Genomic DNA, 11,642 nt, shown 5'->3' on the forward strand with positions numbered 1-11,642 from the left:
AACCCGCTCGGTACCACTGTGGTCAGGTACAATCCGTCGACGTCGCAATTAGCACATTAGACCGCACTCAAAAGCCCGATGGTGCGACGTATACTCGGCGCTACTTCTCACCCCGGTCAAGAAACGGACGCACGGGCCAATGCCACCAGCACCAACTGACCAATCGGATTCACACCACCGTCATTGCCAGTTATCGCCCGCTCTACGAACGCGGGTGTAATCTCAGCCCCAACTACGTTCGAAAGTTGGCGCAGCGACGTGCAATCCCAATCTCTCAGCAGAGACCGAATTATGCGTTCCGGATAACGCTTCCGCTCCATCGCAAATGCTCGACGGTACAACGCCATCCGCCGGGCAGGCGATATCGCGCGGCGGTTACTCGAAAAGAGCTCAGACGTTAAGTCCAAGTGACGTAGATAACCACGCGTCAGGATGGCAGGTCGCGAGTCGAACTGGTCATTCCCACAGTGCGGGCAACTCGGTTGAGGGAGATGCCAGTCACTGTCAGACCCCTGACTTCGGCCGCAGGTTTTACAGGCTCCTAAGAGAGGAAGGCTGTGGATTGGGCAATGATGTATGCCCGGAACCTGGTGGATCGTATGCCAATACGCTAGACCATACTTGCCCACATCCACTTCCATGCAAGCTGTACAGCAATACATGCCGTACTTGGCCAAGTTCCTCTGAGCAGAAGTCGGGATGAAACTCCTCGTGTTACGTCCTTGAAACCGCTTCGGCCGTATCGTCATTCGCCACTCGTGCGCCTGGCGCATCGACATCGCCGATGAATAGAAGCCGAACAACGTTCCACGCTCAAGCAACGAGTTGCTCTCTGGAATACATCCTTTTGCTTGTGCACGGTAAAGGCACTGCGCGAAGGGCGCCGCAGGAAACGAAGTCGCGCAGTCGAACAACTGGAAGCTCGTTACGGATTTCGACATATTGCCCGACAGAGCATGCGTAACAGCAACAAGTGAAAAGAAGGTCACGCCATCGGGGATCGTAGGTACAAACAAGGGCCGGTCACTTACAGGAATCATCAGCAGATCTCCAGGTGTCACGCAGTACCTTGAGTCGTCTCAAAACGTCGACGACGAGCCGGCGCTCGTGATCGCTTCCGTTCATTAAGTTCCGAAGTATCCCGTGCGCTTCGGCCTCTAAACCTACGTCTCCCGCACCAAGCATCGACTGAATCTCGTGCCTGGCGAATGAGCACAGTGCACTGACGTTTGCAGAGGTTCGCTTGTTCTGACCACGCAATATCCGACTGATTTGAGACTGATTGACGCCGGTCACCTGAGCAATCTCTGCCTGCGTCAATCGGCGATCCGCCACGGCAGTACGTAACCACGCAAGTAACTGTTCAGTTTCGGAGTTCATTGAACAACTATGCTCTTTTGCATATTTATATGCAAGTTCTTGACGTTGCTTCTTACAGCCGATCGCGCGAGCATCTGAGTTCAACGCAGGAGTGCGTTATGCACCTCTACCCCGAATCTGGTCGCGCCCTCAATCTGCCGCTTCTCCAAGATGACGAGACGTTGTTCAGCTTGCTCTCGCGCACAATGCTGCTGACTTCCCAAGCAGCGTCAACGGATCTGAGTCGCTTACTACTTGGCAACAGAAGAGCGGCGCTGATCTTCGATTACCCACACGGGCTGTCCACCCTGGCAAGGCTGATGCCGCCACCTCTATCGAGCCCTGTAGACATCGCGATCGCTGCCACTTGCTTGCCCTTTTTTGTTCGATTTCGCGAACCGAAATTCGTACAAAGCGCTGCCGAACAAATTGGTAGCGATACGGTTGCGTCGTTGAAGCGACGATTGGGATTGCAGGCGTGTGCGGCTGGAGCGAGGCTACCGATCAAGGCCTGCCCAGAATGCATGGAGGAAGATGTTCGATCAGCAGGCGCCGCATATTGGCACCGGACACCGCAACTTCCGGGAGTTGCTGTTTGCCCAGTACATCGGGTCGAGTTGATAACGGCGAAGTCGATGCGACAAGGTAAGCAAACGACGCTTTTTCTACCCAGTGATTTGACATGGACGCGCTCTGCCGACACCCAGAACAAATCCGGCAGCAGCACACTGCAGTTTGCGACGCTAGCCGCTGCTGCGCTTCAATGCCGGCTTCCCGGGCAGTTCGACCAGCATGTTCTGTATCACACGTACCGGCACGCTCTCAAAGAAAGGCAGTTGCTCTCAAGATCCGGACGACTGCGGCTCGCCGAACTCGAATCGAAGCTAAGACTACATGTGAGTTCGCTACCTCGTGGTGTCCAACTCTGTCGCCCCGAACTATCACGAGAAATAATCTCGCTTGTCGAGATACTGCGCTCAAAGCGAGAAACGTCTAACACATTGCCAAACCTCGTTCTCATTGGAATGCTGTTTGGCACGTGGGAGCATTTCATATCGGTATATGAGTGGGAGAGCACCATGTCCCCACCACAACAATGCGAGACACAACCTCCGTCAGCCACCTATCGTCCGTCATCGATACAGAGGCGGCTAGTATCGCCATCGGAAAGACACCGTCGCCGGCAAGAAGCCGTTACATCCGTGCTCCGCTACCTCGCTGAACATCCCGGCGCATCACGATCGCAGATAGCTCGAGATGTTGGCGGACCATGGCGGTGGCTATATCGCCACGATCCGGATTGGCTCGAAAATAATTGTCGTGAACCGCTACCACCCAATCGTCGCTACGACACGTGGGTCAATTGGCCTCAACGCGATGCGCGGTTGCATGCACTAGCAATGGAACAGCGCTATCGCGTCAGCCTTACCGCAGGTCGACGCATCACTGTGAACACAGTTCTCCGTGAGCTGGGGCCACTTCCTTTTGCTGTCCAGCTATCCAGAATGCCACGCACCGCAGCACTTCTCAACGATATCGTCGAAGAAATGCGCAGACAACGTATGTAGTTCTGCTTGGTTTGCAATCTCATGTCTGGCTTCCCGGGAAACCAAAAACCTACGAACCCTTCCGCTTCTTCAGTTCATGGAAATTCCCAAGCAGCACATTCTGGCGCCCATCCGCTCGTACATCCTCCGGAGACAGAGATGCTCGCAACTCCTCCGCTTTGCGCTTGCGGCGCTCAGCCGATGTCTTCTTTGCTTGAAATGTCGCTGCTGCGGTCACAAACCGAGGTGCCTTGGCAGATGATCTCGCGCGCCCACCTTTGCTTGCGATATCTGCGCCTTGCGTCAGCGCCATCTTGGCAGAAGCGGCAGCGCTCAAAGACGAAGAACCTGCTTTTACTGGCTTCATCGGATCGATTTCGGAGTCCCACATTGATGCAAACGACAATGCAGGCACATCAAGGAACTTGCTCAACGCATTGACGTCGCGCTCAACAAGCCCGCGAATGAGGGCATGCGACGAGCGCATCACTGGACTTCTAAACGCGGCCACCACCTCATCATTGCTCAGGTGGTCCTTTCCAGATCTCAATGCCAGCAGTTGTGCCTGGATCAAGAGCTTCGCAAGGAAGTCGCAAATGCCGCCGGTAAAGCCAAACAACAACTCCGCAGCGTCGACAAGCTGAGGCGGCTTCGGAAGGATATTGAATCTCAGCATGCCGGGGACGACAAACTCAACCCACTCAACATCGCTCGACGAGGTTGCGGGCCACAACTCAAACGCACCGCCGGAACTCATACGCCGCACATCTTGTGAGAAGTCTTCGAATCCTTCGAACCCAATCGGGTTTCCGATGAGAACGATCGGGATGCCAAGATTGCAGAGGCGAAGGAAGAATAACAACATGAGGTTGCGGGACGCCTCGCTTTGGAAATTGCGTAGCTGAATTTCCTCAACTATCAAGACACCACAGAACGAATTGAAGAGCAACTGAGCAACGACGACCATGTGCGTTTCCACAGTCCATTTCTTCGCAGAATATTGTCTGAAGTAGTCTGTTCCCAACGCAGCATCCACGGCGGCATATATCTGCATCAGGAAACCATGCCGACTACCGTCCGATGTCATGTCTACTTTGATCCAGACCAACTGCAGTTGCGACGCCCAGCCACACTGCTGATTCCGACCGTGCTCGATAACCTGTGGGAGGAGACTGAGCACCCGGTTGACGATGGTCGACTTTCCAAGTCCGGTAATGCCTTTGATAGTAAGGCCGCGGGCATTCCGTACGTGCCCCAATTGCATCGAAAGACCTTTGAGTGGATCCATTTTGGCGACCTGCATACGCTCGCTCAGGAAGGTCTTCGTCGCAGGATTTCGATCCTCGTAACCTGCCCAAATCGACGCCAATATGGCATCAGCAATATCGATTGCTACTGGCGTAGGTACGAAATGTGCGGTGACCTTGGACGCATATCGTTCTCGATCGGCAAGAGGCATATCGTTCATTCGTACCGACAGGAGAGGCTCGCGGTTCAGGAGCATCGGAAGATCTTCGTAACGTACTGGAAGCGGTAGTACCTCCAACAGCGGGTTCACGGGTACGGCACCTTCCGACGATGACGCGGCATGAACTCGAGTCATGATTCTTCTCGCATTCTGTTGAATCGCCTCATCACCTCCAAGGCCGGTGACGTCTGTGTCGGTGCGGTATTGGGCGCATTCGCACTGGCCGTCGGCGGCACCGTGGCTTCTGGGACACTGTCCGTTTGAGAAGGTGGTTCTGCAACGCTCGCTAGAAGACTCTTTTCGAACTTTCGATTCTGTCTGATGTTCGACTTCAAAGACCTCTCAGAGAATCGCTTCCGACTGCGCTCGATAAGCTCCTTCTTCTCTTCCTTTGCACTGCTCACGTCAGCGAAGAGTTCTGCATCGAGGGTTACCTCCTGCTGCTCGCACATCCCTCTGCTTCGATGCCGCTCAAGTAGATCGTGATCTTGTACGGCAAGATGGTCTTGCAATGTCCACTCCGTCACTGCAAGGCGATCGTGATCGTCAACGTTGGTGAGTTCGTGCACCCCGTCGTGGACTATCCAAATCTTGCGAAGATCGTTGGGATCTGCGCGAACCTCAAGCCGCACGTGATTCCTGCGCGCCTCCTCCATCAACCCTCGCTCCAGAAGAATTTTTCCGACGAAGCGGGCTTTTCTCACGACTTCAGCTTTTCGTCCGCGATCAGGTCGTAGAAGGTACACACCTGATCCGGTCAATACGGCCGGCAACTTTGGATACAGATGCGATCTCACCAAGTCTGCCGATGGGGGGCCTCCCGCCGTGTACCCGTTCTCAATGCACCATCTGTAAATTGAGATCCGCGTAGGAACGACGTTATCTCGGCGCATTTCGGTGGTCAGTAGATTTTCGCAGCGCTCTTCGTTATTGTGATGAAGAATCCGCTTGACTAAATTCCTCACGTACTCGAAGTACGTCAGACATGCGGATAGCACCGGCGATTTTTGCCCGCGCTCGGTACGCTTACCGCGGGTCGTGCCCGGGATCTTATGATCTAACGCGGAATGAAGGACATGATGATATGTCTCGACCGGAGACTTCAGATCGGCGCGCCCCACCGGCGTAAACTCCAAGGTGCTGCCAAAATTCGCGACGCGTTGTATGGATTCTTGTGCTCGAAATTCGCCGTTATCGCAGATGTATCGTTGGAACGCTATTGCAGGCCAATCCTCGAAGGAAGCGACAAGCCCAAAGCGCGAGCAAAAGTCCATCTTGTCGAGAGCTGCATGAGCGATCGCTTGCATAGCCGTCTCCGCAGACGGCGCATCGAACCCACAGTAGAATCCGGCGATGATTCCGGTGTATGCGTCGCGAATCATGATCCGATTCGCTGTGCCTACAACGAGTAGGGGGCTCGCTGAAGACACAAGATAAACGTCGTTCGTTGTCGCATCGCAGTACGCCACCTGCCCGACACATTGAATTCCGTCTCGCGCTGTCCCCGGCAGCGCTCTTAGATTCCGGTCAAACTCACCTCCCATCAGTTGCAACCGAGAGGCTGCTCTCGACCGCAGACCGCCCATCCCCCAGTATCTAAACTGGCGCAGCGTCGGCCTGTTCTCGGGGAGTCTCAGCATCGGTATCAATGCATCCCCCCGTTTCTCGGTCTCGGCACGATAAAAGGCCTCCATCGTTCTAAGATAGGCCGCATGAACCGATACTCCCGGGCGTAGAAATGTCTCCCACCCAAACTGCAACTGCTCACGATCAACGTCGCTCAACAAGTACCCGGGTGACGCCGATGGATCGCTTCGAATCGCGACGTTCGGACGGCCCAACTTCCTAGCCTGCGAACGGATCTTTCCTTTTCCCCCACAGTTGCTGAGACTCCCCAACAAGGCATTGCGATTACTAGCACCCGCCCAGTATCGATGCAGAATCGCAAGAATGATCTTGTTCTTGACGCCCAACTCGGATGCGCGCTCACCAACTGCCGTTCGCAACATGCCAAGTTCCAGCAAATCGTGGAGGCAGTACCGAGAGACGATTGGCTCGATCACGTGCCACGCTCTATCGCGGCGACTGAGTTGAGCACACTTTTCGCTTCCAGCGCTTCGGCCGTACCTTGCCTCGATCTGCTCGTCCGAGAGCAACCAAGTGGTAGGAGCGATGTATGTTTCAATTTCCACACGTCCGTCGTCAATCGACAGCTCGATCTGCCCTAGCGAAAACATCTTGGGGCCGCGATGATAGGTGATCTTGCGGTTGTCCTCGCGAGCAGTTTGAATCGCCCAGACACGATTACATGGGACATTGAGAAGAAGTGCTCGATACGTTCCGCACGATGTGGACGGCGCGTCGTTGAAGCGAAAAATACTGTTCTCGAGAATTCTGCTCACTTTCCACCTCCCTCGAAAAGCGAATCCCGCAGACGCGCGTGTATGGCTCGCCCCCCACGAACCATCAAGCTCGACGTTGCAATCGGCTCACTTAGGTCGATATCGATATCGAGCTGCCACGCGAGCAACCTGAACGCCGGCCACGCCAAGCATTTCGAAAATCCCGTGTTTGCCGTAGCTATCCGGACGGCCTCTCTTAGTGGTCTCCGAAGCATCCCTCTGATCAAGGCATCTCGAAATTCGTCGAAGCGCGGCGCCGAGCAAATTCGGTCTCGGCAAGCGAGCCCGGTTCCACATACTTCGAGATTTGCAAACAACTGCCGCGGCAGGGCGAGATCGTGCGCGATGTGATATCGAGCAGATATCGCACGGCAGTAGCGTCGTTCTAGTTCGAGTCGCTCCAGGATCCGTGATGTTGGACAGGCGTTGGCAACTGCCTCATAGGGCTTGCACGAGAAAACGACTAGTCGCGGAGGCACGTGCTCCCTCAGTACCGTCGCCACCACATCGAGCGTGGCGACATAGGGAATGCCTGTTCCGACGTAAACACCGTGGTCTATGCCTGCGTCCTCAGCAATCTCGAGCAAACCTGGTGCAACGACTGTTTCATATTGCTCTGCGGTCGCAGCGCCAGCCAAGGGGTGGGAATGCGGAAAGGGCCAAACAGGAAACTGTTCTCGTACGTCCTGTGCGCCTAACCAGTAGCACAGCATTCCAATGTGACGTTCGAGCCTAGCCAGCCCATGAAATGGGCGCTTCTGGCCTGGAAGCGGACCGACCGTCTGGTTGCTATTCGGTGACGAATTCCTCCGTCGAACCTCGATGAACGGCCTGTAACTTTCCCCGTGCCCTTGGCCCGCCCCCTCTTCAATCAACTTCTGCAGCTTCTCCCACGTCATCGTTCCTCGCATCTCGTGTCTCCGGCCGATGTCGGCCCACCAGATCGCCAGGAGGCGATCAGGCACGCCGACGGCCAATGCGCTTGCATCAATCGCACGCAATATGGACCTGCGTGCGATACGCAAATGCAGAGGCAAAAAGGGCTTGACTCGGCCGAATTCGAGAACGATACTGAGGATGTCCAGTCTCACAGTACCGCGCTCTCATAGAGCCAAGAAACAAAGCCAGTCATCCGTGATTGGCTTTTTTCTTTTCTACATACCGCCTCCTACGTTCACCAACTTCAGTAGAGAAAATGTGCTCTGAGTGTCGAGCCATGTGATGTCACATTAGACACCTCCTCGTTTTTCGTCATCAAGTTTATTTTGCAGTCCGATATATATTGGATATTGATGTCCATCGAGGCCTACACAGTTCATCAGAAGTGGTACTCCTCAACTTTCACCGGTGAAAATTGAGGAGCATGATGCAACATTTTTTGCCGGACGTCTTGTGGCCCTATGCAGCACGCGAAAGAATCTAAAGCGACCCAGCCTCAAGCAAGATCGAACTGGCCTCCATCGCTTTCCCGGACGATACCTTCTCTTGGGCAATCTCTGCGCCCGGTGCGCCGGGCTCTCTGCACGGCCGCACATCTTCCCGTTTGAATTCGTCAGTAAAGTGCCTTCTTGCCCTGCTCATTTCATCCCTCTTGGATTACATCAGCTTAGCTGATGTGCCCGGGGAACCGATCGAAAGCTGATTCGACGTCTCCCTTTGACCAACCTCGCCTCGCCGGCGTACTGCGTCATCACTTGGAAGATATACGGCATCGCGCTTCGGCTCGGACCTGCGATATATTGGCGCTGTTTCTTTGACGGAAAAAATCATGTCCAGCCTCGGCGTCGAACACGACCATGGCCTCATTTATGAGGGTACCGACAATCCTAACCACCTCACCGTCCCTGCGCCAATAATTTCTCAATGCACACTCATTGAGTCACCTGCTGATTTCGATAAATTGCCTCGCGGAATGCAAGGCGACCCGTTCCGTTGGATTTTCCGGGAGGACTCGTTCGACCCAGTCTCCCGAGTGAGGCGTGGGCGCATCTTCCAGTCATTCGGTAAAACTAATCGCACGTCCGTTTTCGTAGAGGCGCATCCGAATTTACAATCTGATAGCCGCCTGAGGAACGACTACGGCCGCATACAGAAAGACCTAAATGTGTTCATCCATTGCACTGAGCTCTTGGGGTGTCCCAATCGAGGTGAGGGACTTCAGCTAGCGATAGGCAATACGCAGGCACACTCCCTCTGGCGAATCCTGCAGACCGAGCAAACAATCAGTCACGATGTGCTGGTTACTCTTCGGGCAGAGTCTGCGTTTGGCATTCTGCCAGCTCTCAAGTTGGAGAAAATTCCGGAGGAGAATCAGAAATCCATATCAAGTGCCTACGACCGTGTCATGCAGGTAGCGTACAGGGACTCCCCAACCTCAGTTGTTGACCAGTGTCGAAATCTTTGTGCGGTCGTCAGCGCTCGATGGCTGTATGCTCTGACTGGAAATAAAACGATACTTGAGGAAGACCTCGGAGGTTGCATCACAGCGGTCAAGAAGCATTTCGGTGAAAAAGAGCAACGGCTAATCCGTGCTGCACTTGATACCGTCAATCTTCTTCACCCGAGAGGAAAAGATAATGAGCGCGAGCGCTACGACCTTCGGGAGGTGTCAAAGGAGGACGCCGAACTTGCCCTGCACGCAACGGGTTTCCTCATAACCGAACTCGGCTGGGGAAACTGATACCCGTCCGTGCTGTGGCATCGGGTGGGTATCTATCGATTGCGGCGGCGGTTTCGTTGCCGGAGATTCGGACGATGTCTACACTCCTCAAGGAACGACACACGGTCCACTTCTTCTATTGCAAGAGTCTCCTTTGCTGCCAAAGAACCCCAAGATGTCTTCAGAAACCATGATAGACGAGAACCAGCCAACTCCCGATGTACATCCAGTCTTCGAGACTCCATCGTCGGCGCCCATTCCCTTCGTAGATCTCGCCAACCTTGACAGGCGCATTGTGATGAGCAACTTCTTTCACGATGGAACTCGATGGCGGACATGGGCCCGCGTTGCAACTGGTGCCTTGGTTGAACTGAATATTGTGGAACTTGCGGAAGGATTCTATTTCGCCGAGAAGCCTCAATCACCAACCGATGCACATTTTCGGTTCATGGACTTCATCGCTCAGCACGCGTCCTTTCCTGAACTGAAATTGGCCGTTGCCGGCGTGATGGATGACATCTCGAATCTATCGGCATCGCTGGCAAAGCTTCAACTACTGCACACATCCCGGGACAATGTCGGGTCGGGCATCACGAGGATGGTTGCAACAGAGGTCGAGTATGTATTGTCTGTATGCAGGAGCCTCTTCGACTTGCTGCAAGAGGTTATCAATAAGCTATGGCAAAAGGTTACGCTAACTGGCACTGCCAACACGAAGCGCCCGATGAAGGGTTCTTTCGCTGCCGTCGCATTGTTCCAAGAGGCGCCTGCGACTGCTGAAAAATTGGTCGAAAAATTTGGTCTGCCACTGCCCCTTGTCGACTTCTACGTGGCGGTGACGCCGTTCTTTCTCCAACTCCGAACAATACGCGACAACTTAGTGCATCACGGATCGCAGATGCAGATCATTTTTTCCGGCGATGCAGATTTCCTAATCTCAGGGCACCTGCGACCGTTTGAGAGTATGAAGATATGGCGGGATCAGGAGCGTCAACCTAACAATCTCGTACCCTTGCGCCCCGCAATCAATTCCGTCGTCTATCGAACGCTTGCGGTATGCGAGCAATTCAGTGAAGTCATGCGACAGCACTTCCAGCTTCCTCCACCTGTCGTTCCTGGAATGCATCTATTCATGCGAGGCCCGTTCAACTCCTCCTTCCTTGACGCAATGAATGATGCCGTACATAGAGAAGGCTCTTTGAATGGTGAGCCTCAGAACAGAGCGCCAGCGACGACACGGTAGCATGGGGATTGTATGTGCCATCGCTCGCCCTGAGGCTCTCGATAAGCGCAGGTTAACAAGCGACCCGAGGCAAACCTAGCCATATCCACGAGGACGAACCTGTGGAATACCGCAAACACAAGCCCGAACCCGTGCAGAAAGGAAATCCGTACGGTTTAGTACAACGACAACATATATTCCCTCGAAAATCTATCGAACGCTTCTATGGACTTGACGGGAAAGTAAGCGTGCTCCGATTGGGTGAAACCCAAAGTCGTCTTCGCGTTACGGCCGAGCATGAAATGTTCTGTGCGAAACGTCTCTGGGACCAACGCGCCGAGTCAGGATACATGGCGCAAATTGAGAAACGGTTTCAGAAAATCGCCAACCTCGTTCTTTACGGGGACCGTCGACGGTTAGCTCTCGAGAACGATACGATCACTGCTTTCTACGCTCTATGGAAACACCGCGTGCACTACAGCGCAAACCCTGTACCTGCAGTCATTTTGAAAGGTGTGACGCCAGATAATGAAATCACAAAGGATAAAAAGGAACGGCTGGAGAGCAACCATTACCTGTTCATAGACGAGAATGGCATGATGGGTAGCCGGCAGCTAACCGGAATGCACATCCAGCGTGCCATTGACTACACGCACCTTCAGTTAAAGGGTATACGATGGTACGTCACGGAGGCGGAACCAGGCGCCGGCGAGTTTCTCGTCCCGGATAGCCCTCAAGCACTGTATGTTCCGCTATCCCCGACGGTTTCCCTCCTCGGAAATATGGACATGCCCCGCGCGGACGCAAGCAGCGTCAGGTTTTTAAATCTTTCTGTAATAGCTGGCTGTACTCGATTTGCATTCGCTCGGGATTTTTCGCAGTGCGTCATCAGATAGCAGTTTGACGCCGACACGGCGGCGCTAGCACCTTTTCGGTCACACGATATCCGGCTCAACTACCTGAAGATAGTTGAGCCCGACAGCTT

General features: G+C 54.1%; 8 protein-coding genes. 4 read left to right on the forward strand and 4 right to left on the reverse strand.

Features of this window, described 5'->3' with window-relative positions; all coding sequences use genetic code 11:
* Positions 1–116: 116 nt before the first annotated feature.
* Positions 117–1,040, reverse strand: a complete 924-nt coding sequence (locus ACN22W_RS14175) for a TniQ family protein (RefSeq protein WP_419685103.1) — start codon at positions 1,038–1,040, stop codon at positions 117–119.
* On the reverse strand, positions 1,024–1,380 hold the full coding sequence (locus ACN22W_RS14180) for a helix-turn-helix domain-containing protein (RefSeq protein ID WP_419685105.1): 357 nt from the start codon (positions 1,378–1,380) through the stop codon (positions 1,024–1,026). The genes ACN22W_RS14175 and ACN22W_RS14180 overlap by 17 nt, the downstream gene beginning before the upstream one ends.
* A 185-nt stretch (positions 1,381–1,565) precedes the next feature.
* Between ACN22W_RS14180 and ACN22W_RS14185 the strand changes: the two genes are divergently transcribed.
* Positions 1,566–2,927 (forward strand): TnsD family Tn7-like transposition protein, encoded by a 1,362-nt coding sequence (locus tag ACN22W_RS14185; protein WP_419687426.1) that lies wholly within the window; start codon positions 1,566–1,568, stop codon positions 2,925–2,927.
* A 49-nt stretch (positions 2,928–2,976) separates the two neighbouring features.
* Here ACN22W_RS14185 and ACN22W_RS14190 read toward each other — a convergent pair whose 3' ends face one another.
* Positions 2,977–4,509: an ATP-binding protein gene (locus ACN22W_RS14190; RefSeq protein ID WP_419685107.1), complete on the reverse strand. Its 1,533-nt coding sequence runs from the start codon at positions 4,507–4,509 to the stop codon at positions 2,977–2,979.
* Positions 4,506–6,776 (reverse strand): hypothetical protein, encoded by a 2,271-nt coding sequence (locus ACN22W_RS14195; RefSeq protein ID WP_419685109.1) that lies wholly within the window; start codon positions 6,774–6,776, stop codon positions 4,506–4,508. Before ACN22W_RS14195 ends, ACN22W_RS14190 begins: the two co-directional genes overlap by 4 nt.
* Positions 6,777–8,544: 1,768 nt before the next feature.
* On the opposite strand from ACN22W_RS14195, the gene ACN22W_RS14200 reads away from it, so the two are divergent.
* The 3 genes from ACN22W_RS14200 (at position 8,545) to ACN22W_RS14210 (ending at position 11,553) form a co-directional block, all read left to right on the forward strand.
* Positions 8,545–9,456, forward strand: a complete 912-nt coding sequence (locus tag ACN22W_RS14200) for a hypothetical protein (RefSeq protein WP_124609895.1) — start codon at positions 8,545–8,547, stop codon at positions 9,454–9,456.
* Between the two features lie 154 nt (positions 9,457–9,610).
* On the forward strand, positions 9,611–10,678 hold the full coding sequence (locus ACN22W_RS14205) for a hypothetical protein (protein ID WP_175028265.1): 1,068 nt from the start codon (positions 9,611–9,613) through the stop codon (positions 10,676–10,678).
* Positions 10,679–10,779: 101 nt separating this feature from the next.
* Positions 10,780–11,553 carry a hypothetical protein gene (locus tag ACN22W_RS14210; RefSeq protein ID WP_419685111.1) on the forward strand — a complete coding sequence of 258 codons (774 nt, stop codon included), beginning with the start codon at positions 10,780–10,782 and terminating at the stop codon, positions 11,551–11,553.
* The last annotated feature ends 89 nt before the right edge of the window (positions 11,554–11,642 follow it).

This window comes from Burkholderia theae (assembly GCF_048565265.1).
Classification (GTDB): Bacteria; Pseudomonadota; Gammaproteobacteria; order Burkholderiales; family Burkholderiaceae; genus Burkholderia; species Burkholderia theae.